The 15,289-nt window shown below is 69.4% G+C and carries 13 protein-coding genes; 4 read left to right on the plus strand and 9 right to left on the minus strand.

Features of this window, described 5'->3' with window-relative positions:
• Positions 1–26: 26 nt before the first annotated feature.
• Genes EHW97_RS11145 through EHW97_RS11155 form a run of 3 tightly spaced genes read right to left on the minus strand, consistent with a single transcriptional unit; the run spans position 27 to position 2,903 of the window.
• Positions 27–1,301: a TRAP transporter large permease gene (locus EHW97_RS11145; RefSeq protein ID WP_124237246.1), complete on the minus strand. Its 1,275-nt coding sequence runs from the start codon at positions 1,299–1,301 to the stop codon at positions 27–29.
• Positions 1,298–1,843 (minus strand): TRAP transporter small permease, encoded by a 546-nt coding sequence (locus EHW97_RS11150; protein ID WP_124237247.1) that lies wholly within the window; start codon positions 1,841–1,843, stop codon positions 1,298–1,300. The genes EHW97_RS11145 and EHW97_RS11150 overlap by 4 nt, the downstream gene beginning before the upstream one ends.
• The gene (locus EHW97_RS11155; RefSeq protein WP_124237248.1) at positions 1,827–2,903 is read right to left on the minus strand and encodes a Gfo/Idh/MocA family protein; all 1,077 of its coding nucleotides are present in this window, start codon (positions 2,901–2,903) and stop codon (positions 1,827–1,829) included. The genes EHW97_RS11150 and EHW97_RS11155 overlap by 17 nt, the downstream gene beginning before the upstream one ends.
• Before the next feature lie 102 nt (positions 2,904–3,005).
• On the opposite strand from EHW97_RS11155, the gene EHW97_RS11160 reads away from it, so the two are divergent.
• Positions 3,006–3,764 (plus strand): IclR family transcriptional regulator, encoded by a 759-nt coding sequence (locus EHW97_RS11160; protein WP_124237249.1) that lies wholly within the window; start codon positions 3,006–3,008, stop codon positions 3,762–3,764.
• A gap of 6 nt (positions 3,765–3,770) precedes the next feature.
• Here EHW97_RS11160 and EHW97_RS11165 read toward each other — a convergent pair whose 3' ends face one another.
• Complete coding sequence (locus EHW97_RS11165; protein WP_124237250.1) at positions 3,771–4,061, minus strand: hypothetical protein; 291 nt, start codon at positions 4,059–4,061, stop codon at positions 3,771–3,773.
• A 66-nt stretch (positions 4,062–4,127) separates the two neighbouring features.
• A complete protein-coding gene (locus EHW97_RS11170) occupies positions 4,128–8,345 on the minus strand; it encodes a lamin tail domain-containing metallophosphoesterase family protein (RefSeq protein ID WP_124237251.1) in 4,218 nt (1,405 codons plus the stop codon).
• Between the two features lie 321 nt (positions 8,346–8,666).
• Here EHW97_RS11170 and EHW97_RS11175 point away from each other — a divergent pair, with 321 nt between their 5' ends.
• Positions 8,667–10,247 carry an ABC-F family ATP-binding cassette domain-containing protein gene (locus EHW97_RS11175; RefSeq protein WP_124237252.1) on the plus strand — a complete coding sequence of 527 codons (1,581 nt, stop codon included), beginning with the start codon at positions 8,667–8,669 and terminating at the stop codon, positions 10,245–10,247.
• 1 nt (position 10,248) lies between these two features.
• Here the strand turns inward: EHW97_RS11175 and EHW97_RS11180 are convergent, their stop codons facing one another.
• From EHW97_RS11180 to EHW97_RS11190, 3 genes are all read right to left on the minus strand, one after another.
• Entirely contained in the window at positions 10,249–11,187 is a 939-nt protein-coding gene (locus EHW97_RS11180; protein ID WP_124237253.1) for a bile acid:sodium symporter family protein, read from the minus strand.
• A gap of 373 nt (positions 11,188–11,560) precedes the next feature.
• The gene (locus tag EHW97_RS11185; RefSeq protein ID WP_124237254.1) at positions 11,561–12,337 is read right to left on the minus strand and encodes a phosphotransferase; all 777 of its coding nucleotides are present in this window, start codon (positions 12,335–12,337) and stop codon (positions 11,561–11,563) included.
• A 23-nt stretch (positions 12,338–12,360) separates the two neighbouring features.
• The gene (locus tag EHW97_RS11190) at positions 12,361–12,753 is read right to left on the minus strand and encodes a VOC family protein (RefSeq protein WP_124237255.1); all 393 of its coding nucleotides are present in this window, start codon (positions 12,751–12,753) and stop codon (positions 12,361–12,363) included.
• 68 nt (positions 12,754–12,821) lie between these two features.
• On the opposite strand from EHW97_RS11190, the gene EHW97_RS11195 reads away from it, so the two are divergent.
• Together EHW97_RS11195 and EHW97_RS11200 are read left to right on the plus strand one after the other, a co-directional pair.
• Positions 12,822–13,523: a YwaF family protein gene (locus EHW97_RS11195; RefSeq protein ID WP_124237256.1), complete on the plus strand. Its 702-nt coding sequence runs from the start codon at positions 12,822–12,824 to the stop codon at positions 13,521–13,523.
• A gap of 47 nt (positions 13,524–13,570) precedes the next feature.
• Positions 13,571–14,851, plus strand: coding sequence for a YibE/F family protein (locus EHW97_RS11200; protein WP_124237257.1), 1,281 nt, complete (start codon positions 13,571–13,573; stop codon positions 14,849–14,851).
• Here EHW97_RS11200 and EHW97_RS11205 read toward each other — a convergent pair.
• Entirely contained in the window at positions 14,841–15,251 is a 411-nt protein-coding gene (locus tag EHW97_RS11205) for a hypothetical protein (protein ID WP_124237258.1), read from the minus strand. The genes EHW97_RS11200 and EHW97_RS11205 overlap by 11 nt on opposite strands.
• Positions 15,252–15,289: the final 38 nt, after the last annotated feature.

Here is a 15,289-nt window from a genome sequence, read left to right on the forward strand (position 1 = left end):
GTTTCTCCTTCGGGGGTGACGCGGGCTCAGAGCCCGAGCAAGTGGGGCAGAGTCGTGACGATCTGCGGGAACGCGGTGATGAGCAGCTGCACGATCAGCAGCGGGATCAGGAAGGGCACGACGCCGCGGAACACCTCGTCCACGCCACGTCGGGTCACCGAACTCATGACGTAGAGGACGCTGCCGACCGGCGGGGTGAGCAGCCCGATCATGAGGTTGACGATGATGATGACGCCCAGGTGCACGGGGTCGATGCCGAACTCGACGGCGATCGGCATGATCACCGGGACGACGATCATGATCACGGCGGTGGCGTCGATGACCATCCCGAGCACGATCAGCAGCACGTTGATCATCAGCAGGAACACCAGCTGGCTGTCCGTGATCGACGTGACCGCTTCGGCAACCGCCTGCGGCACCCGCTCGCGCGCGAGGATCCAGCCGAGCAGCACGGCCGACGCGAGGATCAGCGAGATCGAGGCGGTCGTGTGCGCGGTCTCCCGCACCGCATCCAGCAGCGAGCGCCAGGTGAGGGTGCGGTAGCAGAGGCCGAGGATCGCCATGTACGCCGCGCCCACGGCGGCGGCCTCGGTCGGCGTGAAGAGTCCCGACAGGATGCCGCCGAGGATGATGATCGGCGCCACCGCAGGACCGGCCATGCGGACCGCGGCACGACGCACACGGGCGCCGTCGAAGGGCGTGGTCTCCAGGTTCTCGTCGCGGCGGGTCAGGAAGAACACCGTGAGAACGAGGCTTCCGGCCATCATCAGCGCGGGAATCACCGATCCTGCGAACAGCGCGCCGGTCGACAGCGCTGCGACCGACGCGTAGATGACGGCCGGGATCGACGGCGGCATGACCGCCGCGATGAGCGAGGAACTCGCCGTCAGGCCCGAGGCGAAGCGGAACGAGTAGCCGGCCTTCTCCATCGCGTTGACCTGGATCTTGCCCATGGCCGCCGCGTCGGCGAGGGCCGATCCGCTCATCCACGAGAAGCCGACGCTGGTGCCGACGTTGACGTACCCGAGGTTGCCGCGGACCTTGCTGAGCAATGCCAGGGCGAACTCGAAGATGCGGTCTGCGACACCGCTGCGGTTGGCGATGGCACCGAGCAGGAAGAACAACGGGACGGCCAGCAGCGGGAAGGACGCCACGCCGTTGAAGGCCTGCCGGAACCCGAGCCCCACCGAATGTCCCTCGAGGAACATGTACAGCAGGCTGGGCCCGAGGAAGGCGAGTCCGACGGGGACCCGGATCGCGATGAGCGCGACGATCAGCGCTCCGAGAATCCACAAACTCATGCCTGCACCTCCGTGTCGTCGTTCTGGGGATCCACCGCGGTCGAGCCGGGCCACACGACCGCCAGCACCGCGCGCACGAGCAGCAGCGCCACGCCGATGAGCGGAAGCAGGTAGATCCAGGTCATGGGAAGACCCAGGGCCGGCGTGGACTGGTTGCCGGAGGACTGGAACAGGAGCCATGCCTCGTTCAGCAGCAGCAGTGCCGTGAAGGCCACGACCAGGTGCGTGATGACAGCCAGCACGCGCGCCGCCCGCCCGCGGACGTAACGTTCGATGACCCGCACGACGATGTGGCCGCTGCGTCCGTACAGCAGCCCGACGAGCAGGAACGTCAGCACGGGCAAGGCGAAACGTGCCATCTCCCCCGCGCCCACCCAGGTGGGACCGGGGGTGTAGCGCTGCACGGCCTGCAGCAGCACGAAGCCGAAGATGACGAGGACGAGGACGCCGCCGATGACCTCCTCCACCACCGCGATGTAGCGCAGGGGACCGCGTTCGGACGGTCCTTGCTGTTCGACCACGGGATCACCGGGCTGCGACATCAGCACTCCTCTCAGCGGCTGAGGCGCCGGAGGGCACCCTCAGGTCGACCGGGTTTCCGGTCAGCGCGCTCTCCTCGACTGCGGCGACGACGCGGACGGACTCGAGCCCGTCGGCCGCCGTGACCTTCGGCTGCGCCGTACCGGCGATGACGTCGGCGAAGTGGTCGAGCTGTCGGCGCAGCGGGTCGTGACGCTCCTGCGCCAGCTCCGTCACGGCGAAGGGCTCCCACCAGGAGCGCGTCTCGGGGTAGTACCGCAACCGCAAGGTGGGGACCGAGATCGATCCGCGGGTGCCGGCGATGTGGTAGCAGTCCTCGTCGGGCGCCGAGTCGTACCGCGGGTTCTCCCCCGACGTCTGCTCCCAGGAGCGGGCGGAAGCGGCGACGTCGGAGAGCAGGAAGGTGCCGAGCGCGCCGTTGGCGAACTCCAGGATCACCGCGGCGGTGTCCTCCACCTCGAATCCACGGCGAGCGGAGCTGGTCACCGACCGGACCCGCGTGATGTCACCGCAGAGGGCCCGCAGGTTGTCGACGTCGTGGATGAGGTTGATGAGGATGGGGCCGCCGCCGGGGCGGGTCGTGCGCCAGGGCCCGACATCGAAGTAGTCGTCGGGCTTGTGGAACAGCGCGAGGCCGTTCACCGCCACGATCTCGCCCAGCTCGCCGGCCGCGATGGTCTCGACGGCCTTGGCCAGCAGGGGCGAGTGCCGCCGGTGGTGCCCCACCAGAACGGGGGTTCCGGTCCGCTCGACCGCGTCGACGATCTCGCGGGCGGACTCGATGCTCTCGGCGAGCGGCTTCTCGACGAGCGCCGGGACGCCGGCCTCGAGCGCGAGCAGCGCGTACTCGCGATGCAGCGCGTTCGGGGTGGCCACGAGCACGCCCTCGACGTCGGAGAGCACCGGCTCGAGTCGCTCGACGACCGCGCCGGCGGGCACGTCGAGGTCGTCCGCTCGAACGAAGGGATCCACCACGTACGCGAGCTCGAGTCGGGGGTGCTCGGCGATCAACCGGGCATGCTGCCGACCGATCAGCCCCGCCCCTACGACGGCTATGCGCATCACATCTCGCTTTCAAATAATGGCAATTGGTTTCTAATAGTGACAATGGAGTATGGTGACGGTCACACGGCGATGTCAACTGCGACGTGTAGAAAGGTCCTCATGGCTCCGGATTCGGCCGGCACGGTCGGCAAGGCACTCGAGCTGCTCACGTGTCTCGGCTCGTTTCCGCACGGCGCCAGCGCTTCTCAACTCGCACAGCGCGTCGACTACCCGTTCAGCACCGTGTACCGGCTGCTCAACACGCTCGTGAGCACCGGGTACGCCAGCTTCGACCCCGAGACGAAGCACTATCGGCTCGGGCTGCGGGTGTTCCAGCTGAGCCACCAGGTCGCGAACGCGCGGGGACTGAACGGACTGGCACTCCCCGTGCTGGAATCGCTCACCGCCACGACTGGCGAGAGTTCACTGTTGTCGGTGCTCGACGGCGAACGTCACCTCACGGTGCACAAGGTCGACGGGCCGCAGTTCCGCATCACCACCGACCCGGGGGATCACGGCCCGCTCCACACCACGGCCTTGGGCAAGGCGCTCGTGGCGTTCAGCCCGCGCGATCAACGCGAACGTCTGATCTCCACACTCGAGCTGGCGCCGCAGACGCCACGGTCGATCACCGATCGCGATGCCTTCCGGGCCGAGATCGACTGGGTCGCGGAGCGCGGCTGGGCCACCCAGGACGAAGAGAACGACGTCGGGATGGCGGCGCTCGCGGTCCCCGTCATGACACCGGGCGGGCGCCTGCTTGCGGCACTGGCCGTGGCTGCGCCCGTCTTCCGGCGCACTGCGCTCGAACTCGAGGAGTTCTTGCCGGCACTGCGCGAGGCAGCGCACGAGCTCGGCCTGCAGCTGCCGGGACCATGAACCGGCTCAGCGCGACTCGGCCTGGCCCGGCGCGCGCTTGAGACGTCGCGGCGCTCGCGGCAGGTCGACTGGCACCGGCACGGCCGGTGGCGACACGGTCTCGGGCGCCCAGCCGCCGTGCCCGTCGGCGAGGTCGAGCACCGCCTCGTCGGCGGCGGGAAGCAGCACGACCCAGGCGTGGTCCTCGTCGTCCTCCTCGCCGGCGAACCCGACGCGACGGACGTCGGCCTCGTGCTGCAGCTCCTCGAGGAACGCCTCGGCATCATCCCGTTCGTCGAACCAGATCTCGACGCTCATGGCTGGGCATCCTAACGCCGCGAGGGCGGGTGGTCATCGACCACCCGCCCTCGCATCACCGCACCGTCAGGCGCGACGTCGCCGCCAGATCGCCCAGCCGGCCACCGTCGCCGCCGCTCCGGCGAGGAGGAGCAGCAATCCGATGTCCGAACCGGCGTCCGGCAGGTTCCCGGCCGCCGCTGGACGGTCGGCCGCATCCCGCGACGGACGATCCGCGCCACCGGGCGCCGGGTCCGAACCTCCAGGCGTACCCGGAGCGCCCGGGCCCGCCGGCGGGTTACCGGGCCCGCCCGGGGTGCCGGGGCCGCCCGGCCCCGGATCGACCGGCGGCTCGGGATCGCCGGGGTCGCCCGGGTCCGTCGGCTCACCCGGTCGGCTCTCGGTGCCGATCATCCGCGGGAAGGTCGCCACCATCGCGCCGCTGACCGCCGCCGGCTCCACCAAGGCGCGCAGACCCGGCTCCGCGCTCGGCTCGGGCGTCGGTTCCGGCTCACTCGGTGCTGTCGTCGGCTCCGCCGTCGGCTCACCCTCCGTCGGCTCGGCCTCCGTGGGCTCCGCGGTCGGCTCGCCTTCCGACGGCTCGGCCGTCGGCGCTGCGGGCTCGGCCGTCGGTTCCGCGTCGGACGGTTCCTGCGTAGCCGACGCCTCAGGAGCCGGGCGCTGCACCATGCCGGCCGGGTACGGCTCCGTCTCGGCCCGCTCGATCGACTGCTGCTGCAGGAGTTCCTCGAGCAAGGCGCCCTCAGCCGCGCGACCCTGCGCGTCCTCGGCCGACTCCTCGGCGACCGGGGCCGCTGCGGAGATCACCGCGTACCAGTTGAGGCCCTCGTCCTCGGCGGCCCACTCGTGCTCGGCGACCTCGCCGGACGCCACACGCACGGTCGCAGCCTCACTCGCCGTGCCCTGCACCGTCCAGGCCTGCGTCGCGAACGACGTCGGACGCTGGAGCGAGAGCTGGACGACGAACTCGTCGTCCTCAGGCCCGTAGCGGGCGTTCGCTCCCCGGAAGTCCGGCTCGTCGTACTTCCATGCCTCGAACGAATCGAGGGTCGGCGAGTACGCGTTGACGGCCATGAGGCCCGCGTCAAGGTCGAGCTGCAGCAGGCGCTGGAACCCGGTGTCGCGGTCGTGCACATCGGCGCGGGGGTTGGGCTGCGTCGAGCGGTAGCCCTGGTAGTCGGCGAGCATCTCGACGACGCGGCGACCGGAGGCTCCCACGTTGTCGATCACGACGGTGCTGTCGTTGAGCTGCGTCGCGTCGACCCGCTCCCCCGTCACCGGGTCGGCGTAGTTGGTGGCCACCCCGTGGTAGTGGCCGCCGAGCACGAGGAACACGTTGTCGTTCGGCGCGACTATGCGCTCCCAGATCTGCCGCCCCAGCGCGGTGTACCGGCGGTCGACGTCCTCGACGGTCCCGTCCGTGTACAGGTACGAGTGCGTCGCGAGCACGACGTTGAACGACGGGTTCGCCTGCGCGACCGACGAGGCCCACTCCATCTGCGCCTCCGAGGGACGGTACGGCAGGTTCACGATGAGGAACTTGGTGCCGTCGTGGACGAAGTAGTCGTAGTGGGCGCTGTTGTCACCCGGCTGCCAGGAGTTGCCCCACCACGGCTTGTCGGCGAACATCTCCGGACCGAAGTACTCGTTGTACATGTCGTTGTTGCGGCCCCAGAAGTTGTCGTGGTTGCCCGGGAGGACGCCGTTGGGGACGCCCGCCTCGTTGAGCAGGTTCACGATCTTCTTCGCATCGGAGAACTCACGGCGTGCCCGCAGCGGATCGGAGTTGCCGCCGATCCAGTTCTCGATGATGTCGCCGGTCAGCGAGTTGTAGGCGATGTTGCGCCCCTGAGCGTTGGCCACGACCCACGCCACCATGTCCGTGAAGACACTCACGAAGCCCTCGGAATAGAACTGCGTGTCGGTCATGTGGTTGATCGCGAGGTCGTACTCGCCGGGGTCGGCGAACGCGCCGTCGGTCACGGCGACCTCGTCGAACAGACCACCGGTGGTGCGCGGACCGTCGAGTACGAGGACGTTGACGACGCCCTCCGTGAACATCGCCGACGTGACGCGGCCGACGAGGGTCAACTCGCCGTCCGCAGACGGCTGCCCGGCCGCGATCGCCAGCCAGCTGCCCTGCTCGGCATCCCAGCCGTACAGCTGGATCTCGTTGCGCGGCTGCGTGATTCCCGTCCACACGACCTCGGCGCCCTCCTCCGGGACGTCCGCCATCGTGATCTCGTAGCGCTGGAACGGGTAGGCGCCCGTACCGCCCTCACTGATCAGGGAGGCGTCGGCCCCGAGGAGCTGCTCGCCCTCGATGGCGAGGCTCGCCGGCGGCACCGTCGCAGTCGTGCCGGACCAGATGCGCGTCGCGTCGCGGTCGATGTTGATCGGCGTGGCGGACCGGAAGCTCACGTCGAGCTGCGCGTCCCCGGCGTGCTCGGTACGCACCTGCGTGACGAAGCTGCCGTCTTCCTCGGCCTCCTCGCCGTCGCGCTCGACGATCGGGGTGCCGGGACGGTAGGAACGCTCCACCGTGACGGGATCGAGCTGACCGTCGCGCGGCGTGGCCTCGTCGCGCCACGTGTGCGCGACATACTGACCGGGCGAACGGTCCGCCTTGATGAAGTCGTCGTAGCTGCCGCCCGTGGACCGGGCACGCTGGTAGCTGATGCCGAGATCGCTCTTGGTGTTGTTCTGCAGCGTCAGACCGCGGCCGCAATGATCCAGCGGAATCGTGTCGTACACCGAGACGCCATCGACGCGAGCGCCGTCGGCGTCGACGACCATGGCGCCGTAGCCGTCGGTCTGATTGAGGCCCACGGAGTAGGTCGCCTGCGCCACGGCGAGCACCTCGGCCGAGGCGCTGCTCTGCGCCGCGACATAGGTCGCTCCCGGCGCGAGTGTGCCGCCGAGGTCGGCGACCTGCGGTTCGGCCGACCGGCGGCCGGTGCCCTCGCAGCGATGGAGTGACCAGCCCGTCAGATCCACGGGGGCGTCGCCGAGGTTGGTGATCTCGACGAACTCGTCGTTGCCGCCCGCGGGGCCGCTGCCGATGATCTCGGTGATCTGGACGCTGCCGGCGAACGCGGAATCGGCGATCTCGACCGGCTCGAGTTGGTCGGCCGCGAGCCACTCACCCGGCGTGCGCTTCGCGGCCTGGAAGTCCGTCGCGTTGTCGCCGGTGCGCGAGACGCGCTGGTAGCTCTCACCGTCGACGACGGAGAGGTCCATGACCTTGGCGTTGCCGTCGGTGCACGGGCTCACGCGGTTGGAGTAGATGCTCATCCGGTCGACGATCATGTCCTCCGCAGTCAGCACCATCGCGCCGGAGTTGATCCAGTGGACGCTCGTCGCGTACCGGAGGTCGGCGGGCGTCGGCGACGCGTTGCTGGCCAGGGTGAACGTCTGGCCCGGCTCGAGCACGGTGCCCGCCGGGAGCCCGTTCGACTGCGCGTAGGTCTGCGCGTTGTCACCGCACCGCCAGACCTTCCAGCCGCTGATGTCGACCGGCTCGTCTCCAGCATTCGCGAGCTCGATGAAGTCGTCGTTGTAGCCGGCGGGGCCGCCCGGTGCGTACTCGCTGATGACGATGTCGCCCGGTGCGGTGATGCTCTGCGGCTCGGTCGCGTTCGCAGCGCCGGGGGTGCGCTCGGCGACGATCCAGTCCTTCGTGACGTCGCCGGTCAGCGCGGCGCGCTGGTGCGACTGTCCGTGCGCCCAGCTGGCCTGGTTCTGCAGGCTGACCGGGTTCTTGCAGTCGCTGTCGACCGATTCGTGGTAGAAGCCGACGCGGTCGATCAGCTGGCCCTCGGCGTTCTGCAGGAAGGCGCCGAAGCCGAAGGAGTGCAGGCTCGTGTCGTACGTCGCGTCGGCCGTGCCGTCGTCGAGTCCGCCGCCTTCGCGCACTGCGGTGAACTGCGCGCCCGGCGCGAGGACCGTGCCGTCGGGCACCACGGCCTGCGGGCCGTAGCCGTCGCCGGTCTGCCCGCAGCGGAAGATCTTCCACCCGGAGATGTCGGCCGGCTCAGGGCCGTAGTTGGTGATCTCGATGAAGTTCTCGGAGCCTCCGCCGGGGCCGCCGGAGGCGACCTCGCTGACGAGGACGCCGCTGAGCGGGCCGGCCGGTGCGGGTGGGGGCAGTTCGACGGCCGGCGGGGCCGGCGGATCCGAGGGAGCTGGTGCCGGCGCGGCCATGGCGCCCGTCACCGGCAGGAAACCGGCGAGGAGCGAGGCCGACGCGAGGGCGAGAACCGCCCGGCGACGTGAGGATGACACGAGTCGATGACTCCGTTTCGATGAAGTAGTACGACAAAGGACGACTCGGAGCGTCTCGATCCCTGATGACCAATCGCCTGCTTCTCGGCGGCGCGCAGATGAACAGCAGACAACGCCCCCGCCGGTCTCGTGATGCGCTACAGTGGTCGGCACCGTTCCCCGATCACGAGGTATCCATCACCGTGAAGCTCTGAGGTTCCGAGACCTGCGCCGCGATGTCGCCGGCGCGCTTGTGACCTCTGCTCGCGAACGGTTCGTTCATCCCTGCGCAGCGTCTCCACGCGTCCTTCTCGTTCTCTTTCTGGACCCCTGGAGGTGCCTATGCGCCCATCGACCTCACTCACCACATCGCACCTGACGTTCCGTTGGCCCGACGGCGAACTCGTCCTCGACGACCTCACGATCGGCGTCGGTCCCGGCCGCCACGGCCTCGTCGGCCGCAACGGGACAGGCAAATCGACACTGCTGCGGTTGCTCGCCGGCGAGCTGACGCCGACGAGCGGAAGCGTCAGCGTCGACGGCCTGCTGGCCTACCTGCCGCAGGATCCGGCCGCCGACGCCGAAGCCCCTGTCGCCGACGTGCTGGGGGTCAGCCCCGTGCTCGCGGCGATCGCCCGCATCGAGGGGGGCTCGGTGGACCCGCGCGACTTCGACACGGTGGGCGACGACTGGGACATCGCGGAACGTGTCGCAGCGGCGCTCGCCCGAGTCGGCCTGGCCGCAGTCGGCCTCCAGCGTCCGGTCGGATCGCTTTCCGGCGGCGAACTCGTCCTCCTGTCGCTGACGGCCTTGTTGTTGCAGCGACCGGAGGTTCTGCTGCTCGATGAAGCGACCAACAACCTCGACCGTCGGGCCCGGCAACGCCTCTACGACCTCGTCACCGGTTTCGGCGGCACACTGCTGGTCGTCAGCCATGACCGAGAATTGCTCGAACTCATGGACGACATCGGTGACCTCCGCGAGGGCGGCATCCGGTGGTACGGCGGCGGTTTCAGCGCCTACGAGGAGGCCGTCGCGATCGAACAGGAGGCGGCCGAACGAGCCGTCACCGCAGCCGACGCCGAAGTGAGGAAGGAGAAGCGACAGCTCATCGAGAGTCAACAGATCCTCGCGCGCCGTGAGCGTTACGGGCGGAAGATGTACGCCACGAAACGCGAGCCCAAGATCGTCATGGGCGCCCGTAAACGGGCGGCGCAGGAGTCCGCCGGCAAGCTCCGCGGCATGCACGAGGAGCGCTTGGCGGAGGCGCGGTCTGCGCTGGCCGAGGCCGAGGAGCGCGTCCGCGACGACCGGGAGATTCGCGTGGATCTTCCGCAGACGCGGGTGCCCGCGAAGCGGCAGGTGCTCAGCGCGGTCGGCCTGGCGCCGGCGCACGGCGACGCGCTGCTCGACCTGGACGTCCGGGGGCCGGAGCGGATCGCGCTCACGGGACGCAACGGCATCGGCAAGACGTCGCTGCTGCGGACGATCACCGGAAGTGAGGAGCCACGGGACGGCACGGTGCAGGTGTTCGTGCCGTGGCGGTACCTCCCGCAGAACCTGCGGCTACTCGACCCGGCGCTGACCGTGGTCGAGAACGTGCGACGGTTCGCGCCCGATGCCGACCCGACGACGATCCGGGGGCAGTTGGCGCGCTTCCTGTTCCGTGGGCGTGCGGCCGACCAGCCCGCATCGACGCTGTCGGGAGGTGAACGATGGCGCGCCACCCTGGCATGTCTGCTGCTCGCCGAACCGGCGCCGCAGTTGCTCATCCTGGACGAGCCGACGAACAACATCGACCTCGCCAGCATCGGGCATCTCGTCGAGGCGCTCGAGTCGTACGAGGGAGCGCTGCTCGTGGTCAGCCACGACGAGCGTTTCCTGGACGAGCTCGGCTTGGACCGTCGCCTCGAACTGGGGTGAGTCAGTTCGCCCGGTGCCGTGGAGGCGCCGGTTCCGTCCCTCCGGCGGAACCGGTCTCCACGGGCCCGGCCGCGACCCGCGTCCCGCTCGGGAGGATCCAGCGAGTCAGCAGGAGGCCCCAGAGCGCGGCGAGAATGAACATGATGAGCCCGTACACGGCACCCGGCACCGACATCTCGACGCTGTCGAGCACTTCGACGGCGACGTAGATGGCGAGAGTGGCGTTGTGCACGCCGATCTCGAAGGACGAGGCGATCGCCTGCCGGTCGGTCACGCCGAAGGCACGGGGCACGAAGAACCCGACGGCGAGACTCGCGATGCAGAACAGCGCCGTGACCAGCCCGACCTGCGCCAGGTAGTCCATGGCGTTGTCGCGCTGGTCGATCAGGACACCCATCACGAGCACGAACAGGATCACCGCGGAGGCGATCCGTACCGGCCGGTCCATGCGGGCCGCGAAGTCCTGCCGCCGAGACCGCACGAGCATGCCGAGGACGACCGGTCCCAGCACCACCACGAAGACCTCGACGGCCTTGCGGAACTGGAGGTCGACGCTGTCGCTGAGTCCGAAGTACGCGATGGAGAGGTTGGTGATGAGCGGCAGCGTCACGATCGCGACGATCGAGTTCAGTGCGGTCAGCGAGACGTTGAGCGCGACGTCGCCACGGAAGATGTGGCTGTACAGGTTGGCACTCGTCCCTCCCGGCGAAGCCGCGAGCAGCATCATGCCGACGGCGAGCAGCGGCGGCAGATCGAGCAGCAGCACGAGGCCGAAACACAGGGCCGGGAGCAGGAGCAGTTGGCACGCCAGGGCGACGACGACGGCGCGGGGATGCCGCTGCACGTCGCGGAAATCGTCGACGGTCAAGGAGAGGCCGAGACCGAACATGATGATGCCGAGCGCGACCGGAAGACCGACGGTCGTCAGAGCGGAGTCCATGGCTCACTGTACCGTGACACACCTCACAACCGCCCTGTTTTCACCAGTGTCGCAAGCAACGACGAGGGAGCAATGGAGCTGCCGCAGAAGGGGCGTAGCCGCGACGGAGCGAGACCACGTTGCGCGAGTTCGGTCTCGATACGGTCGGTCGCTGAGCGACCTTCCTACTCGACCACCTAGGGCCGGTTAGGGGAACGAGCCGCGTATCGAGACCACGTTGCGCAAGTTCGGTCTCGATACGGTCGGTCGCTGAGCGACCTTCCTACTCGACCACCTAGGGCCGGTTAGGTGGTCGAGTAGCGACCGAGGAACGAGGGAGCAATGGAGCCGTCGCACAAGGGGCGTAGCCGCGACGGAGCGCGATCACCGTCGGCTAGTCGAGGGCGGCGAGGATGGCGGGCATGCGCTCGACGAAGGCCGCGACGCGATCACGTGTGCGCTGGGGCTCGCCCTTGCGGGCGAGATTCAGCATGCCCGGGTCGCCACGTTCGATCCCGGCGGCGATGCGCTCGGTGGCCGTGGTCATGCGGGCGACGACGGCGTCGAGCAGAGTCCGCGGACCCCACTCCCCGTACGCGTCGACGACGAGGTCGATGCGGCGGGCGACGTCCTCGACCGGGATCTCGCGATACAGCGGAATGCCCGTCCAGCAGAGGAAGGCGAGGTCGTCGATCCGCTCCCCCGGCCCCGCCAGGTCCCAGTCGATCATCGCGACGAAGTGGCCGCTCTGCACGATCCAGTTGTAGGCGCCCGGGTCGTTGTGGCAGATGATCTGCCCCGGCTCGAGTTCCGCCTCGCCGGCCTGCCGCCAGGTCCGAGGGCCGTCGGGCCGGAAGTCCTCGACGATGTCGTGAAAGTCCCGCAGCCAGGTCACCGCCTCCACGAGCACGGTGTCGAGCACCACCTCGTCGTCGACGGGGACACCGCGGCCCTCGATGTAGGACACGATCTCGCGTCCGTCCTCGTCGAGCCCGCCGACGTGCGGGATGCCACCGAGGCCCTGCTCGCTGAGCCAGCCGAGCAGTTCGTGCACGGCAGGGGTCCACGGGCCGGTGGGCCGGCGAACCGTGCGGCCGACCTTCCAGACGCCGCCGGAACCGCCGGGAAGGTGCTCGGGGACGGACTCGTTCTCGCTAGGCACGCCGTTCATCGTGGCAGCCCTGCGCTGACTCCTCAACCTCGCGGGTCACGGCGCATGGGGTGGTCGTCGGGGACCTCCACCAGCACGATGCGCACACCGTCGGGGTCGGCGATCCAGCACTCGGTCAGCCCCCACGGCTCCTCACGGGGCTCGCGCAGCACCTCGACGCCCAGGTCCCGCAAACGGGCGTGCTCGGCGCGCACGTCGCGGACCTGCAACCACAGGTCGACGTTCGCCCGAGGAGCGTCGTCACGTCCGCTGCCGGAGACCTCGAGGAAGCCGCCGCCGAGGACGAACACGACGCCGGGGTGGTCCGGTGGCCCGAACTCGCGGTAGACGGCGAGTCCCAGGACGTCGCGATAGAACCGCTGCGACCGTTCCAGGTCGAGCGGACGAACCAGAACACGCCCGGCGAGCACCTCCATGTCTCCTGCCTACACCGAGGGCGGTCCGATCGCATCGATTCGGTCCTGGGTCATGGCACAGTGGCGTCATGGGAGGCGAGTTCGAGCCGTACGGCACGACACACCTCGTGATGATCGCGGTGTGCCTGGCCGGAGTCGCCCCGATGGTCGCGCTCGGACGCCGTCACCGCGACGACCCCAGCCGGGTCAGCCGGTGGTTCGCCGTGGCCGTGGTCGTGTGCACTCTCCCGCTCCAGGTGATCGACCACCTTCCGGGCAACTTCGACCTCGAAACGAGCCTGCCGATCCAGCTGTGCGACCTCGCGTCGGTCGCGGCCGCCATCGCCCTCTGGACCCATCGCCCGACCGCCGTCGCGCTGACCTACTACTGGGGGCTGCTGCTCACTCCCCAAGCACTCCTGACTCCCGCGCTCGTCAGCGATTTTCCCGATTCGAAGTTCCTCGCCTTCTGGGCGATGCACATCCTCGTCATCTGGGCAGCGGTGTTCCTCACTTTCGGTCTCGGGCTGCGTCCGACGTGGTCAGGCATGGGGCGCACCGCGGCCATCACCGCCGTGTGGATGGCGGTGATGTACCCGCTCAACCTCGTCCTCGGCACCAACTACGGCTTCGTCAACGCCAAGCCGAGCACCGGTTCGTTCCTGGATCTGCTGGGCCCGTGGCCGCTCTATCTCGTGTTCGAGGCGCTCATCGTGGCGGTGTCCTGGGCGCTGATGACGTGGCCCTGGACTCGGCGTGACCGGCCGGTGCCGACGCCCGACATGCCCTGAACGACGCAGCACGGTGCCAGCCCGGTGCGCCTCCTAGGCTGTTCACCGTGGCTCACTCGCATGCGCACTCCTTCGACGCTCCGCCCCGCCCTCGCCTCGCGACGGCCCTCGCCGTCGTCGTCGGTGTCATCGCGGTCGCCGCGATCGCCGGCATGGTCGCGCTCTGGCCGAACAGCGAGGACGTCCCCAAGGGCGTGGGCCCGTACTCCGCCGAAGGCGTCGACCTCGTCGACGCGACCGTCGAGTCGGTGGAGCCGTTCGACTGCGGCAGCACGGGCATCGGCCCGGACAACACTCCGATGGTCGAGGGCGACTGCGCGCAGATCACCGCCACCACCGAGGCCGGTGACACGGCCGAGTTCACGCTCGACCCGACCCGCTACGTGGGCGCCGGGATGGTGGCAGGCGACGAGATCATCCTCATCGAGATCGCGCCCGAGGGACAGGAAGCCACCTACGAGTTCCACGACTACCAGCGCGGCAGTCAGCTGCTGGTGATGGCGATCGTGTTCGGCGTGCTCGTCGCGCTGATCGGCCGCTGGCGCGGCGTCTTCGCGATCCTCGGCATCGGCGTGACCCTGCTGGCGCTCGTGCGCTTCGTACTGCCGGCCCTGCTCGCGGGCGGGCCGGCGCTCGCCATCGCCATCGTCGGATCGACGGCGATCATGCTCGTCGTGCTGTATCTCGCCCACGGCATCTCCATCCGCACCACCGCGGCCCTGTTCGGCACGTTGTTCGGGATCGCGTTCACGGCGGTCGCCGGAGCGTTCGCGACGAGCTGGGCGCACCTGACCGGCGTCGGCTCCGAGGACGATCACCTGCTGGTGGCCAGCGCCCCGGACATGAGCCTGTCGGGCGTCGTCGCCGCGACCATGGTGATCGCCGGCCTCGGCGTCCTCAACGACGTCACCGTCACCCAGGCGTCGGCGGTCTGGGAGATGCGCGGGCTTCAACCCACCGCCGGGCCCGGGCAGCTGTTCCGCTCCGCGATGCGCATCGGTCGCGACCACATCGCCTCGAGCGTGTACACGCTCGTCTTCGCCTACGCCGGATCGGCGATGGCGGTCCTGCTGCTCATCACGGCCTACCAGCAGGAACTGCTGCAAGTTGCCACGACCGAGCAGATCGGTCAGGAGATCGTACGGACGCTGGTCGGTGCGGTGGGTCTCGTGCTGGCGGTGCCGGTCACCACGGCCATCGCCGTCGCGCTGGCGCCACCGGCGGCGGGCGACCATGCCGACGAGGGCGACCTCACGCTCCCCACGCCGGGCGGCGAGCACGCAGCCGAACCCGGAGCGCACGCCGCCCCGAGCGACGTCAGAGCGTAGCGAGCAGGACGACCATCAGGGCCACGACGACCACGAAGCCGAGGCCCACCACCACCGTGGCGGCCACCCCCTTGCGCTTCTGAGGTTCGTGACCGATGCTGCCGTCGCTGAACTGGTGCATCGGCGCCATGTAGAAGACGGGGACCGCCTCACCGGGTCGCACGTCGAACTCCAGGCTCGCGCGCCCGTACTCGAGCAGCCACTGGCACGAGATATCCACGCGGGCCCGACCAGGCGGCATCGGAATGCGGTTGAGGCCGTACTGGGCGCGCACCGGGTAACCGTTGATCCGGACATTCGGCGTGATCGCGTTGGAGGTCAGCATCGACCCCTGCAGAGTGAGGTCGATGGTGCCGGGCGGCGGAGGCACTGCGGACGGGTGCTCAGCGGGCGTCGTCATGGCGACATCGTACGGGTGGCGGTCGTCGGACTGTGGCC

Source organism: Aeromicrobium camelliae (genome assembly GCF_003850045.1).
GTDB lineage: Bacteria > Actinomycetota > Actinomycetes > Propionibacteriales > Nocardioidaceae > Aeromicrobium > Aeromicrobium camelliae.